Origin of the sequence: Sphingomonas sp. 66-10 (genome assembly GCF_001897045.1) — a bacterium.
GTDB classification, from domain to species: Bacteria; Pseudomonadota; Alphaproteobacteria; order Sphingomonadales; family Sphingomonadaceae; genus Sphingomonas; species Sphingomonas lycopersici.
This window is the reverse complement of sequence record NZ_MKRR01000018.1, coordinates 34112-47201: the sequence shown is the minus strand read 5'-3', so window position 1 is coordinate 47201 and position 13090 is coordinate 34112. Positions and strand designations below refer to the sequence as shown.

The 13090-nt window shown below is 66.0% G+C and carries 20 protein-coding genes; 8 read left to right on the top strand and 12 right to left on the bottom strand.

Translation table 11 applies throughout. The annotated features are described in order from the left end of the window. Positions 1–179: 179 nt before the first annotated feature. The 8 genes from BGN95_RS02265 to BGN95_RS02230 form a co-directional block, all read right to left on the bottom strand. On the bottom strand, positions 180–419 hold the full coding sequence (locus tag BGN95_RS02265; RefSeq protein ID WP_179511668.1) for a hypothetical protein: 240 nt from the start codon (positions 417–419) through the stop codon (positions 180–182). 19 nt (positions 420–438) lie between these two features. Then, entirely contained in the window at positions 439–687 is a 249-nt protein-coding gene (locus tag BGN95_RS02260) for a hypothetical protein (RefSeq protein WP_179511667.1), read from the bottom strand. 25 nt (positions 688–712) lie between these two features. Beyond that, entirely contained in the window at positions 713–1042 is a 330-nt protein-coding gene (locus tag BGN95_RS02255) for a hypothetical protein (protein ID WP_265312083.1), read from the bottom strand. Positions 1043–1071: 29 nt separating this feature from the next. Further along, a complete protein-coding gene (locus BGN95_RS02250; RefSeq protein ID WP_286771487.1) occupies positions 1072–1374 on the bottom strand; it encodes a hypothetical protein in 303 nt (100 codons plus the stop codon). Between the two features lie 33 nt (positions 1375–1407). Next, positions 1408–1794, bottom strand: a complete 387-nt coding sequence (pspC, locus tag BGN95_RS02245) for an envelope stress response membrane protein PspC (RefSeq protein WP_286771486.1) — start codon at positions 1792–1794, stop codon at positions 1408–1410. Continuing rightward, positions 1794–2078: an envelope stress response membrane protein PspB gene (pspB, locus tag BGN95_RS02240; RefSeq protein WP_265268429.1), complete on the bottom strand. Its 285-nt coding sequence runs from the start codon at positions 2076–2078 to the stop codon at positions 1794–1796. The genes pspC and pspB overlap by 1 nt, the downstream gene beginning before the upstream one ends. Before the next feature lies 1 nt (position 2079). Next, positions 2080–2748, bottom strand: a complete 669-nt coding sequence (pspA, locus tag BGN95_RS02235; protein ID WP_265268430.1) for a phage shock protein PspA — start codon at positions 2746–2748, stop codon at positions 2080–2082. A gap of 85 nt (positions 2749–2833) precedes the next feature. Next, the gene (locus BGN95_RS02230; RefSeq protein ID WP_179511662.1) at positions 2834–2980 is read right to left on the bottom strand and encodes a hypothetical protein; all 147 of its coding nucleotides are present in this window, start codon (positions 2978–2980) and stop codon (positions 2834–2836) included. Positions 2981–3153: 173 nt separating this feature from the next. Between BGN95_RS02230 and pspF the strand changes: the two genes are divergently transcribed. Both pspF and BGN95_RS02220 read left to right on the top strand, forming a co-directional pair. After that, positions 3154–4188, top strand: a complete 1035-nt coding sequence (gene pspF, locus BGN95_RS02225; protein ID WP_286771489.1) for a phage shock protein operon transcriptional activator — start codon at positions 3154–3156, stop codon at positions 4186–4188. Between the two features lie 64 nt (positions 4189–4252). Beyond that, positions 4253–4864, top strand: coding sequence for a superoxide dismutase (locus BGN95_RS02220; RefSeq protein WP_179511661.1), 612 nt, complete (start codon positions 4253–4255; stop codon positions 4862–4864). A gap of 103 nt (positions 4865–4967) precedes the next feature. Here the strand turns inward: BGN95_RS02220 and BGN95_RS02215 are convergent, their stop codons facing one another. From BGN95_RS02215 to BGN95_RS02205, 3 genes are all read right to left on the bottom strand, one after another. Further along, the gene (locus BGN95_RS02215; protein ID WP_265268431.1) at positions 4968–5579 is read right to left on the bottom strand and encodes a septation protein A; all 612 of its coding nucleotides are present in this window, start codon (positions 5577–5579) and stop codon (positions 4968–4970) included. Between the two features lie 163 nt (positions 5580–5742). Then, positions 5743–6678 carry a signal recognition particle-docking protein FtsY gene (gene ftsY, locus BGN95_RS02210; RefSeq protein WP_265268432.1) on the bottom strand — a complete coding sequence of 312 codons (936 nt, stop codon included), beginning with the start codon at positions 6676–6678 and terminating at the stop codon, positions 5743–5745. Further along, the gene (locus BGN95_RS02205; protein ID WP_286771485.1) at positions 6675–7877 is read right to left on the bottom strand and encodes a MiaB/RimO family radical SAM methylthiotransferase; all 1203 of its coding nucleotides are present in this window, start codon (positions 7875–7877) and stop codon (positions 6675–6677) included. The genes ftsY and BGN95_RS02205 overlap by 4 nt, the downstream gene beginning before the upstream one ends. A gap of 15 nt (positions 7878–7892) precedes the next feature. Between BGN95_RS02205 and BGN95_RS02200 the strand changes: the two genes are divergently transcribed. Continuing rightward, complete coding sequence (locus tag BGN95_RS02200; protein ID WP_286771484.1) at positions 7893–8450, top strand: DUF924 family protein; 558 nt, start codon at positions 7893–7895, stop codon at positions 8448–8450. On the opposite strand, the gene BGN95_RS02195 is transcribed toward BGN95_RS02200, so the two are convergent. Further along, positions 8425–9744, bottom strand: a complete 1320-nt coding sequence (locus BGN95_RS02195) for an EAL domain-containing protein (protein ID WP_286771483.1) — start codon at positions 9742–9744, stop codon at positions 8425–8427. The genes BGN95_RS02200 and BGN95_RS02195 overlap by 26 nt on opposite strands. A gap of 285 nt (positions 9745–10029) precedes the next feature. On the opposite strand from BGN95_RS02195, the gene ffh reads away from it, so the two are divergent. The 5 genes from ffh to BGN95_RS02170 form a co-directional block, all read left to right on the top strand. After that, on the top strand, positions 10030–11520 hold the full coding sequence (gene ffh, locus BGN95_RS02190) for a signal recognition particle protein (protein WP_265268436.1): 1491 nt from the start codon (positions 10030–10032) through the stop codon (positions 11518–11520). Between the two features lie 37 nt (positions 11521–11557). Then, on the top strand, positions 11558–12016 hold the full coding sequence (gene rpsP, locus BGN95_RS02185) for a 30S ribosomal protein S16 (protein ID WP_265268437.1): 459 nt from the start codon (positions 11558–11560) through the stop codon (positions 12014–12016). Positions 12017–12027: 11 nt separating this feature from the next. Next, the gene (rimM, locus tag BGN95_RS02180; protein ID WP_265268438.1) at positions 12028–12513 is read left to right on the top strand and encodes a ribosome maturation factor RimM; all 486 of its coding nucleotides are present in this window, start codon (positions 12028–12030) and stop codon (positions 12511–12513) included. A gap of 30 nt (positions 12514–12543) precedes the next feature. After that, on the top strand, positions 12544–12798 hold the full coding sequence (locus tag BGN95_RS02175) for an AbrB/MazE/SpoVT family DNA-binding domain-containing protein (protein WP_265312075.1): 255 nt from the start codon (positions 12544–12546) through the stop codon (positions 12796–12798). Further along, positions 12788–13090: PIN domain-containing protein (locus tag BGN95_RS02170; RefSeq protein ID WP_286771482.1), on the top strand; the 303-nt coding region annotated here is incomplete at its 3' end. The genes BGN95_RS02175 and BGN95_RS02170, both read left to right, overlap by 11 nt.

The following is a 13090-nucleotide window of genomic DNA, read 5'->3' as shown; positions in this document are numbered from 1 at the left end:
TCGCCGGGGGTGGCCACCCCCGGCGATCACCCCATCCTCCAATCAGATCGGGCAACCTTCAACATACAAGGGGGCGGGGGTGGGTTGGCCCGAGGGGCATCGCTCCGCGCGCCTCATACCCACCCACCCCCAGCCCCTCCCTTCACGAGGGAGAGGAGCAAGAGGGGCGGGTATGTTTCTTACAGATCCACCCCAGCGGCGATCGCTTCCAGCTTGCGGATGCGTTCCTTGAGGTCGGCGATCTCGATCCGCGCGCTGGCGCTCGGCGCGGTGGGCGCGCGCAGCTCGTGATCGGCGGCGAGCTGCTGCTGCTTGAGCTGCAGCCAGCCGCGCCAGCCGGTCAGCCCGGCGTAGATCAGCATCGCGAGCCCGGCGAGCGCCGCGGATGCCATGGTGAGGTAGAAGCTCGGGTCGGACATGGCCTGACTGCTCCTTGGTTCAGTGATCGCGCAGCTCGTCGATCTGACGGCTCAGATCGTGGCTGCCGTGATTGTCGGTGATGACACGCTCAAGAACGGCGACCCGCTCCTTGAGCTGGCGGATTTCGTCGCGTGCGGCGATCAGGTCGGCGGGGGGCAGTTGCTGCTGCCCGTCCTGCGCGCGGCCGAGCGCCTTGTGGCGATCGGAAAGCACCTTTCCCAAAGTCACGATCAGCACGATCGCGACGACCATCGAAAACGGACCCATCGTGGCGGTTCCCTTGTCCTTCAGTTCAGTTGGCGCGATCGCGCAAGCGTTCGATTTCGTGGCTCAGCATGTTGCCGCTGTCGGTCACGATCCGCTCGACATTGGCGAGCCGATCCTTGATCGCACCCAGCTCGGCGCGGAGCTGGCCGTTTTCCTGCGTCAACAACTTCACTCGTTCGACCGTCTCATCGTCGCGCTTCGGATAAAGCGCCTGACCCCATTGCCCATCGAGCGGGTAGCCGTTCTTGACGCGCATCCACGTCGTCAGCACCCATCCGACCACCCCGGCGAAGCCGATGACCCCGATCACCGGGCCGGCGGTGGCAACCAAATCAAGCAAGTCCCCGTGCGTCATTTTTTTGTTCTTCCTTAATTACTTGCAGCTCAGCGGTCGCGCAACGCCTCGATTTCGACGGCGGTGCGGGTGGCCGGATCGGTGGCGATCCGTTCGAGCACCGCGATCCGCTCCTCAAGCCGGCTGACCTGACCGGTCAGCTTCTCATTCTCGTTCGACAGCAACATGATCTGGCGCTGATCGTCGAGGCTGGTCGCATTGCTATGACGCCGCCCGCGGCGCACTTCCTCAAGCGGATAACCGTGCTTCGCCCGGACCCACGTCCGGAAGGCGCGGCTGCCGAACACGATCGCGACGATTGCAATCGGCACCAGGAAACCGAAGTCGTGCATGGTCTCTGTCTCTCTCCGTGGGCCGCGCGTGGCTCAGCGCAGGCGTTCGATCTCGTCGGCGAGCTGCGTGTTGCGGCTCGTATAGTGCAGCTCGATATCGGCCAGCCGGCGATCGAGTTCGCGAAACTTGGAGCGGACTTCGGCGGTGCTGCGCTTGGGATTGGCGCGCACGCCCTGCCAGAATTTCTCCTCGTCGGCGGATTGCCGATAGAGCCCGATCGGCTTGTTCGGCGTCACCCAGGCGATCACCAGATAAGCGATGATGATCCACCATTGCTGCGCGATGACGATCATCGCGGCGGTGCCGAGGCGAACCCAAAGCGGATCGATCCCGGTATAATCGGCGATCCCGGCGCACACGCCCTTCCACTTCGCATTCTGCTTGTCGAGGTAGAATTTGGTGGAGCTTTCGTCGGCCATCAGTTCCTCCTCTGGGTCTGGTTTTCCAGCCGATAATCGGGCTCGCGGCGGTAATCGGCGACGCCGGGGCGGAAATCGGGATTGTCGGCGGCGACGATCCGTTCAACGGTCGTCACGCGATCCTCCAGCCGACGCGCGAGCGTGTGCAGTTCGTCGAGCAACTGTTCGTCTTCGATCGTGATGCGCGGCGCCTGCTTCCACTTGGTGACATAGTGTAGGATCAGCCACGGCAGCGCGACGAACAGCGTGCCGAACACCGTGACCGGGACAAGAATGTCCTCCATCTCAATTCCCCTTATTGAGCCGGGCCTTCAGCGCGGCCAGCTCGGCGTCGATCTTGTCCGCGGATTTCAGCTCCGCGATTTCTTCTTCGAGCGTCTTGGGCTGGGCGCCGAGCCCCATCGCATCGGCGCGGCCCTCCGCCTCGTCGACGCGGCGTTCGAGCATGTCGAAGCGGCTGAACGCGTCGTGCGTCCGCGGGCCGTTCCACATCTCGCGCAGCCGGGTACGATTGTTGGCGCTTTCCAGCCGGGTCGCGATATTGTTCTGCTTCGCCCGCGCCTCGCGCAGCTTGCTCTGCAACTTGGCGATATCCTCTTCGGAGGAGCGTAGCGCATCGTCGAGCACCTTCACTTCGGCGCGAAGCTGGTCGACCATATCGGTCGCCTTCTGGCGTTCGACCAAGGCCGCCTTGGCGAGATCCTCGCGATCCTTGGACAAAGCCAGCTCGGCTTTTTCGGTCCAGTTCGCCTCGAGCGATTCCAGCTTCGCGATATGTCGCCGCATTTCCTTGCTGTCGGCGATCGTCCGCGCGGCCGATGCCCGAACCTCGACCAGCGTTTCCTCCATTTCGAGGATGATCATGCGGATCATCTTCGCGGGGTCTTCCGCTTTATCGAGTAGCTCGGCCATGTTCGCGGCGACGATGTCGCGGGTGCGGGAAAAGATGCCCATTCACGAAACTCCGAAGATTGCCCCTGTGCTATAAACCTTCCGCCGGGGTCGGGCGAGGGGCGGCGCATTGCCCCGGCGGCGGCGATTACGCGATCGTGTGCGTGACCGCGGTCGCCTGAACGATATTCCCCTGATTGGCCGGTCCGACCGCTGCGATCAGCATCGTCGCGCTGGCGAGAAGCGTGAGCGCGGCGGCGACGAAGTTGCGGCCGAGAGTGTCGAGCTTGGTCATGTCTGCCTCCTGAAATTCGATCCGTCATTTCCGCCCTGCGGCGGTTGCCCAAAGCATTGCAGGAGGCGTGCCAATTTCGTTTTTGGCTGATTTCCGTGTGTTTTGCCGTGGGCGAAAGAAAAGTTGGCATGGCGCACTTGCCAAATGTCGGCAAATCGCGCCAGATATTGGCGATGGAACGGACGACGCAGGTCATTGGGCAATCGAGCTCGTTTCTCGACGCACTCGAACGCGCGAGCCGCGCGGCTGCGCTCGATCGTCCGGTGCTGGTGATCGGCGAGCGCGGCACCGGCAAGGAGCTGGTCGCCGAACGTCTCCACCGCCTGAGCCCGCGCTGGGACCAGCCGCTCGTCATCATGAATTGCGCGGCGCTGCCCGAAACGCTGATCGAGGCCGAGTTGTTCGGGCATGAGGCGGGCGCCTTCACCGGCGCGACCAAGGCACGCGCGGGGCGCTTCGAGGAGGCGGATCGCGGGACATTGTTCCTCGACGAACTCGGCACGTTGTCGATGGGCGCGCAGGAGCGATTGCTCCGCGCGGTCGAATATGGCGAGGTGACGCGGATCGGCTCCTCGCGCCCGCTGCAGGTCGACGTGCGGATCGTCGCGGCGACCAACGAGCATCTTCCCGAGAAAGTGGAGCGCAATGAATTCCGCGCCGATCTGCTCGACCGGCTGTCGTTCGAGGTGGTGACGCTGCCGCCGTTGCGTGCGCGGCGCAGCGATATCCCGGTGCTGGCCGATTTCTTCGGGCGGCGGATGGCGGCCGAGCTGGGTTGGGAAAGCTGGTCGGGCTTCGGCCCGGCGGCGCTCGATGCGATGCTCGAATATCGCTGGCCGGGGAATGTGCGCGAGCTGCGCAACGTGGTCGAGCGCGCGGTCTATCGCTGGGATCTGACCGATCCGATCGACGTGATCGAATTCGATCCCTTCGCCTCGCCCTATCGCCCCGGCTCGACTGCGTCGGCGAACCAGCCCGCGCCGGCCGTCGCCGCTCCCCCCGAGGCGGTCAACGACGCCGCGCCGGACGACGGCGACGCTTCGTCCGATTTCAAGACGCGGGTGGCGCGGTTCGAAAAGGAGCTGCTGACCCGCGCCTTGTCCGAAAACCGCTTCAATCAGCGGGCGACCGCCGATGCGCTCGGGCTCAGCTACGATCAGTTGCGCCACGCTTTACGTCGCCACGATCTGATCGGAGCGGTTGCGTAACGAGGTTTGTGGAGCCATTTGGGCTGCGTCGCGTTTGCCTGCGCGAAGACCCAAGGAGGACACAATGGCTTTCGAACTCCCGCCGCTGCCTTATGCCTATGACGCGCTGGAGCCGGTCATCTCGAAGGAGACGATGACTTTCCACCACGACAAGCACCACGCGGCCTATACCGCCAAGCTCAACGAGGGCGTCGCGGCCGATCCGAAGCTGGCGGGCAAGTCGATCGAAGAGATCATGGGCATGATGTCGAGCCAGCCGCCGCTCGTCCGCAACAATGGCGGTGGCTATTGGAACCACGATTTCTTCTGGAAGATCATGGCGCCCAAGGGCTCGACCCAGCCGTCGGGCAAGCTCGCCGCGGCGATCGAGGCGTTTGGCGGGCTCGACAAGCTCAAGGAAGAATTCAACACCAAGGGCGCGGGCCAGTTCGGCTCGGGCTGGGCGTGGGTGATCGTCGACAATTCCGGCGCGCTCAAGGTGACGTCGACCCCGAACCAGGACAACCCGCTGATGGACGATGCCAAGGAACCGGGCACGCCGATCCTCGGCAACGACGTGTGGGAACACGCTTATTACCTCACCTACAAGAACGACCGCCCCGGCTATCTCAAGGCGTGGTGGGACGTGGTGAACTGGGACGAGGCCGGCCGCCGCTACGACGCCGCGGTCGCGTAATCGCGCTCATGTGTCCCCGCGAAGGCGGGGACCCAGAGGCGGTAGCAACCGGCGTCGTGTTGTTTGGCTCTGGGTCCCCGCTTTCGCGGGGACACTTTATTTCTCAACCCTCCGGCGGGATCGTGTCCGGCGCGCTTTCGGCCTGCAGGCCGTGCTTCAACAACATCGGCACATTGGCGAAGGCGAAGACCAGGGTCAGCGGGATCGCGCCCCATAATTTGAACCCGACCCAGAAATCGGTCGAGCTGTTGCGCCACACCGCCTCGTTGAGCACCGCCATGACCACGAAGAAAATCGTCCAGTTGCGCGTGAGCTTGCGCCAACCGGCCTGGTCGAGCCCGGGATAGGCGGTTTCGAGCAGCGACTGGAGCAGCGGGCGGCCGGTCGCGAGCCCGAAGCCGAGGACGGCGGCGAAGATCGCGTAGACGAAGGTCGGCTTCATCTTGATGAAGCGCTCGTCGTGGAAATAGATCGTCAGCCCGCCGAACACGAGCACCAGCACCGCCGAGATCAGCAGCATCGGCGAGACCCGCCCGGTCTTGAACCACGACAGGATCAGCGCGACGACCATCGCCGCCATGAAGGCGCCGGTGGCGGCGATGATGCGGAAGATCGCCGCGCCCGGGGTCAGGAAATTGACCGCGAAGAAGACCAGCAACGGCCCGTAATCGAGCGCGAGGCGGAAGCCCGGGGAGGCGGTTTTGCTCGTCGTCACGTCAACTCCATTAGCATTGTTTCGCGGTTCCCGCTCTTTCCAACCACCCCGGCGGAGGCCGGGGTCCAGTTGCGAGCGTTCCGTTGCTGGACCCCGGCCTCCGCCGGGGTGGTAAGGGAAATGAAACGCCGGGGACGAGGGAAAGCGAAGGCGGCGCCTCTCGTCACTTCCGCGTATCGTCCACGCCGGCGATGATCCGGCTGACCTCATTGGCGTCGAACGGGCGAAGATCGGTCATTCCTTCGCCGACCCCGATCGCATGGATCGGCAGCCCGTAACGCTCCGCCGCCGCGACGAGCACGCCGCCGCGCGCGGTGCCGTCGAGCTTGGTCATCACCAGCCCCGTCACCCCGGCGACTTCCTTGAACACCTCGATCTGCGACAGCGCATTCTGCCCGGTGGTGGCATCGAGCACCAGCACCACGTCATGCGGCGCCGCGGGGTTGAGCCGGCCGAGCACGCGGCGGATCTTGGCGAGCTCGTCCATCAGTTCGCGCTTGTTCTGCAATCGCCCGGCGGTATCGACGATCAGCACGTCGATCCCGGTCGCGGTGGCCTGTTTCACCGCATCCCACACCACCCCGGCAGCATCGCCGCCTTCCGGCCCGGTAACGATCGGCACCCCGACGCGCTCGGCCCAGGTGGCAAGCTGGCCGATCGCGGCGGCGCGGAAGGTGTCGCCCGCTGCGAGCATCACGCCATAATCCTGTTCGAGGAACAGATGCGCGAGCTTGGCGATCGTCGTCGTCTTGCCCGATCCGTTGACCCCGATGACGAGGATCACCTGCGGCCGCGGAAAGGCATCGATTTCGAGCGGGCGCGCGACCTCGGCCAGCGCCTTTTCAACCTCCTCGGCGACGACGAGGCGGATGCCGAGATCCTCCATATTGCGCTCGAAACTGCCCGCCGAGAGCCGCGCGCGGATCTTGCCCGCGGTCTCCGGGCCGAGATCGGACGCGATCAGCGCCTCCTCGATCTCGTCGAGCGTATTATCGTCGAGCGGCGCGGTGCCGAGCCCGGTGAGGTTGCCGATCAACCGATCGGAGGTGCGGCGGAAGCCGCCGAGCAGCTTTTCGTGCCAGGAAGGGTTGGAGTTCATTCAATCGTTCCGATGAGATGCCCGATAAGATGGCTGTCGGTCGCCTGCGCGACGCGGACGGAGAAGATCCGGCCGATGGCCGACGCAGGCTGGGTTTCAGCCAGCCGCACATCGGCGAAGCCCGGCGCATGGCCGCGATCGCCCGGTTTTTCCAGCACGATCGGCTGTTCGGAGCCGATCATGCCGTTGAGCCACGCGCGCCGCCGCATCGCCGCCCGCTCGCGCAGCCGCGCGGCACGCGCCCGCGCCACGTCGCCTGCGACCTGCGGCATCCGCGCCGCCGGGGTGCCGGCGCGCGGCGAATAAGGGAAGACATGCGCGTGGACAATGTCGCAATCGTCGATCAGCGCGAGCGTGTTGGCGAACATCGCGTCGCTCTCGGTGGGGAAGCCGGCGATCAGATCGGCGCCGATCGCGATGTCGCGCTTCGCCTTGAGCTGTTCGACCATGCGCACCGCGTCGGCGCGCAGATGGCGGCGGCGCATCCGCTTGAGCGTCAGATCGTCGCCGGCCTGCAGCGACAAATGGAGATGCGGCATGACGCGGGGTTCTTCGGTGATCAGCGCGAACAGCCGCTCGTCGATCTCGATCGTGTCGAGTGACGAGAGCCGCAGGCGGGGCAAAGCGGGCACGTCGCGCAGGATTTGCTCGACCAGCCCGCCGAGCGTCGTGTCGCCGTCGGCATAGCTGGTGAGATCGACCCCGCTCAGCACGACTTCCCGCGCGCCTTCCTCGACCAGAGCAGCGATCCGCGCAACGACCTGCGCGGCGGGGTCGCTGCGGCTCGGGCCACGCCCGGCGGGGATGGCGCAGAAGGTGCAGGCATGATCGCAGCCGTTCTGCACCCCGACGAAGGCACGCGCATGACGGCGCGGCGGCAGGCGATTGGGAAAGCCGCCCCAGGTCGCGGGGAGCAATTTGGCCGCATTGCCCACCACCCGCGCGACGCCGGGCAGTGCGCCGAAGCCGACGCGGTCGATTTCGGCGGCGCAGCCGGTCGCGACGATCTCCGCCTCCGGGCGCGCGCGATGCGCGCGGCGGATCGCGGCGCGGCTCTGCTTCACCGCTTCGTTGGTGACGCCGCAGGTGTTGACGACGATCGTGTCGCGCTGCCCGATCAGGCCGCGGATCGTTTCGCTTTCCGCGAGGTTGAGACGGCAGCCAAGGGTTATAACCTCGGGCGCGGGCGGGGCAGGCATGGAGGCGATCTAGTCATGCGAGACGTGCAAGTCCACGAAAAGGCCGGCGAGGTGATCGACTTCTGGTTCTCGCTCGCGCCGAAATGGCATTTCATCCCCGATCCCGCGCTCGATCGCGAGATCGCCGACCGGTTCGGCGCGACGCGTCAGGCGGTGTTCGCGACGGGGGCGGCCGACTGGCAGGACAATCACGACAGCCTGCTCGCGGCGGTGATCCTGCTCGATCAATTCTCGCGGAATATCCATCGCGATACGCCCGCCGCCTTCGAGGCCGATCCGCTCGCCGCTTCGCTCACCGTCTCGGCGATCGATCGCGAATGGGACGAGCATTATCCGGTCGATCGGCGCATCTTCCTCTATATGCCGCTGATGCACGCCGAGGATGCCGCGCTCCAGCGGCTCAGCGTCGAGAAATATGTCGCTTTGGGCGAGCCCGAGCAGCTGCGTTGCGCCCACGAACATGCCGATGTGATCGCGCGCTTCGGGCGCTTTCCGACGCGCAATGCGGCGCTCGGCCGGGAATCGACCGCGGAGGAGAAGGACTATCTCAGCCAGCCAGGCGTTGGCTGGTGACCATATTGGGGATCAGCCGTTGCTCGGCGAGCATCCGGCGGGTCTGCATCAGGCTCATCGGCTGGCCGAACAGATAGCCCTGGCCGACCGCGCAGCCCATCGCGCGCAGCCGGTCGGCGATGCGCCGGCTCTCCACTCCTTCGGCGGTCACCGGCAGGTTGAGGCTTTCGCCAAGCCGGATCACCGCATCGGCGATCGCGGCGCGCGCCGGATCCTCGCACACTTCGGTGACGATCGTATGATCGATCTTGATCCGGTCGAACGGCAGCGCGCGCAGGTGCGTCAGGCTGGAGACGCCGGTGCCGAAATCGTCGAGCGCGATCCGCACGCCCTGCGCCTTGAGGCTCTCGACGGTCGGCGAGACGACGCCTTGCGGATCCATCAGCACGCCCTCGGTCAGCTCGATCTCAAGCCGCGCGGGCGGAAAGCCGAGTTCGCTGAGCAGCCGGATCACCTTCTGCGCCAGCCACGGATCGCGCAGCTGGGTGACCGAGAAATTGACCGCGAGGATCAGCCGCGGATCCCAGTCGCGCGCGGCGGTGAGCGCCTGCCGCATCACCGACAGGGTAAGGTCCGCGATCAGATTGCGCTCGAGCGCGATGTCGATGAAATGCGCCGGCGCGATGACGCCATGGGTCGGATGTTCCCAGCGTGCGAGCACCTCCAGCCCGAGCAATTCGTTGGTTTCGAGATCGATGATCGGCTCGAAATAAGGCACGATCGCGCCGCTCGAAATCGCATCGGGCAGGCTGCGCGCGATCACCGCGCGCGCCCGCGCGCGGGCGGCCATTTCCTTGGTGAAGCGCAGCGAGCGCACCCCTTCGGCGCGTGCCGCCGCCGCCGCGGTTGCCGCGGCCTCGACCAGCGCTTCGGCGGGCTGGGCTTGCGGATCGTCGGTGCTGGCGAGACCGATCGTCGCGCTGCGGGCATCGGCCTGCGAATAGCCGGCGAGCGCGTCGGCGATCCGCCGCGCGAGCTGCTCGGGTGCATCCACGGCATAGCGGTCGAAGGTCGTGAGGCAGGCGAGGCGGGTGGGTTCGATGATCCCGGCGATCGCGCCGAGCGGCAGCATCGCGGCGATGCTTGGCGCGAAATCGCCGAGCGCCCCGGCGGTCGCGTGGGGGCCGACATCGACCACGATCGCCGCCAGCATCCGGTCGCCCGCGCGCAGGCGAAGCTGTGCTCCGGCCTCGAGCAACCCCTGCCGCGTGGCGAGCCCGGTGGCGGCGTCGCGCGCCGCGGCCTTGCGCGCGCGGGACCAGATGCCGCTGCCGCCTCGACGGGAGAATCGCATGAAAGCGCCGGCTGCGGCGACCAGGAGAATGCTCAACGCTATGATTATCACGAGCATTTCCATTGCCGTGCGGTCCCCCTGAATGTCGGTCCAGATATTTGTCGCAGATCGAGGTGTAGAAGCCGTTAAGCGAGACCGGCTTGCCCCGGCAAGCGCCTTGCGTTAAAGGCCCGCCCACGTTCCGACGTTGAACGCTGAAGAAAAGCGCCCATGTGGTGCACGCTGGCCGGCGAGGTTTCGCCCGCCGGCGCTTTTGCGTTTGGGGCCGGATGAGAAGGAAGTTTGATGTTCGACAGCCTCAGTGATCGCCTTGGCGGTGTGTTTGACCGGTTGCGCGGCCGTGGCGCGCTGACCGAGGCAGACGTGCGCCAGGCGATGCGCGAGGTGCGCATCGCGCTGCTCGAAGCCGATGTGGCGCTGCCGGTCGCGCGGCAGTTCGTCGAGGAGGCGACCGAGAAAGCGGTCGGCCAGAATGTGTTGCGCTCGGTCACCCCGGGGCAGCAGGTCGTCAAGATCGTCCACGATGCGCTGGTCGAGATGCTCGGCGGGACGCCGGGTGCGGGCGCGCCGCTCGAAGCGGAGCTGAACCTCAACGTCTCGCCGCCGGCGGTGGTGATGATGGTCGGCCTGCAGGGCTCGGGCAAGACCACGACGACCGCGAAGATCGCCAAGCGGCTCGCGGGCAAGGAGCGCAAGAAGGTGCTGATGGCGTCGCTCGACGTCAACCGCCCGGCCGCGCAGGAACAGCTCGCGACGCTCGGCACCCAGATCGAGGTGCAGACGCTGCCGATCGTCGCCGGCCAGCAGCCGGTCGATATCGCGCGGCGCGCGCTGCAGGCGGCGAAGCTGCAGGGCTTCGACGTGCTGATGCTCGATACCGCGGGCCGGCTCCACGTCGATCAGGCGCTGATGGACGAGATGCAGGCGGTGGCGGACATTGCCCGCCCGCAGGAAATCCTGCTCGTCGTCGACTCGCTGACCGGTCAGGATGCGGTCAATGTCGCGCAGAGCTTCTCGGCGCAGGTGCCGCTGACCGGCGTGGTGCTGACCCGGATGGACGGCGATGCGCGCGGCGGCGCGGCGCTGTCGATGCGCGCCGTCACCGGCAAGCCGATCAAATTCGCCGGCACCGGGGAAAAGCTCGACGCGATCGAGCCGTTCCACCCCGAGCGCGTCGCCGGCCGCATCCTCGGCATGGGCGACGTGGTGTCGCTGGTCGAGCGCGCGGCGGAGGCGATCCAGCAGGAAGACGCCGAGCGGATGGCCGAGCGGCTCTCCAAGGGCCATTTCGACATGAACGACCTGCGCGGCCAACTCGCGCAGATGCGGCGGATGGGCGGTCTCGGCGCGCTTGCCGGGATGATCCCCGGCATGAAGAAGGCGCAGCAGGCGATGGCCAATGGCGCGGTCGACGAACGCATCCTGCTGCGCATGGACGCGATGATCACGTCGATGACGCCCAAGGAGCGCACCAAGCCCGAGCTGATCAACGCCAAGCGCAAGATCCGCATCGCCAAGGGCAGCGGGACGACCGTGCAGGACGTCAACAAGCTGCTCAAGATGCATCAGGAAATGTCCACCGCGATGAAGCGCATCAAGAAGATGGGCGGGATCAAGGGGATGATGGCGATGCTCGGCAAGGGCGGCCTTGGCGGGCTGGGCAATGCGATCGGCGGGCAGGATCTGGGCGACATGCTCGGCAAGGCCGGCGGCGGTTTGCCGGGGCTGCCCGGTGGCGGGCTTCCGCCCGGGTTTTCGAAGAAATTCAAGAAGTAATTGAATATTTAGAGATAGTTGAAAGGAAGTATTACCAATGGCACTCAGCATTCGCCTGTCGCGTGGCGGCTCGAAGAAGCGTCCTTACTACCGCATCGTCGTTGCCGATGCGCGTAGCCCTCGCGACGGCAAGTTCATCGAGAAGATCGGCAACTACAACCCGCTGCTCAAGAAGGACGACGAGAAGCGCGTCGTGCTCGACACCGATCGCGCCAAGCATTGGCTGGGCGTTGGCGCGCAGCCGACCGATCGCGTCGCGCGTTTCCTCGACGCTGCCGGCGTGCGTGAGCGCGCCGCGCGCAACAACCCGAAGAAGGCCGAGCCGGGCGAGAAGGCCAAGGAGCGTGCCGAGGAGCGGGCCGAGAAGCTGAAGGCGGCTGAGGAAGCGGCGAACGAAGCCGAGGCGGTGGAAGTCGTTGCGGCTGAAGTCGAAGCGGCGACCGAAGAGCCGACTGCCGAGGCCGAGCAGGTCGCCGAGGCGACGTCCGAGCAGTAAGTTCGGCGCGGATGAACGCGACATCCGCCGATCCCGACGTCGTGCTCGCCGTGATCATCGGCGCGCACGGTGTGACGGGGGAGGTGCGGCTCAAGGTGTTCGCCGACGATCTCGGCGTCCACCGGTCGTTCAATCGCGGCGCGCTGACGCTCAAGGCGCTGCGTGACGGGCCGAACGGTGCGATCGCGCGCTTCGCCGAGGTGGGCGACCGCAATCGCGCCGAGGCGCTGCGCGGGACGGAGCTTTCCGTGCCGCGCTCGGCGCTGCCTGCGCTCGGCGAGGGCGAATATTATCATTGCGACCTGATCGGCCTTGCCGCGGTCTCGACCGAGGGCGAGGCGCTCGGGCGCGTCGTGGCGGTGGAGAATTTCGGCGCCGGCGACGTGATCGAGATCGAGCGCGACAATGGCAAGCGCTTCATGGTGCCGATGCGCGCCGACGCCGTGCCCGAATGGGGCGACGGCCGGCTGACGGTGGACAGCGCGTTCGTCGAATAGTATATACATTGCGTATATACGGAGGCGATCGTGGCGAAGGAATATCGCGCCAAGGTGTTCAAGTCGGGCAATTCGGTGGCACTGCGCTTACCGAAAGCACTTGGCATCACCGAGGGCACCGAGATGCTGGTGCGCGAAGAGCGCGGCAAATTCGAATTCGAGCCCGTGCCGAGCGAGTCGGAAAAGATCGATTTGACCGGCATTTGGGGGGCGTGTCCGGGGATAGAACGGATGCCGTTCGACGAATCCGAGCGCGATTGGAGTTCGTTCCCGGATGCCGATTAATCCGCGCTTCCTGCTCGACACCAATATCTGCATCTACTTGCTGGAAGGACGGGGCGGGGAGATCGTTCGTCGGAGGATCGAAGCCGCGGTTCGCGGTACCTTGGTTACGTCCACGATCGTCCAGGCGGAGGTGATGATCGGAGCGGATCGGCGCGATATGCTTTCGGTTGCCGACGCGCTGTTTACGATCATCCCGCCCGTCCCGTTCGATCAATCCGCTGCGCGAACCTATGCGTCCTTGCCTTTCCGTCGCGGTAACCTTGATCGGCTGATCGCAGCGCACGCGATTTCG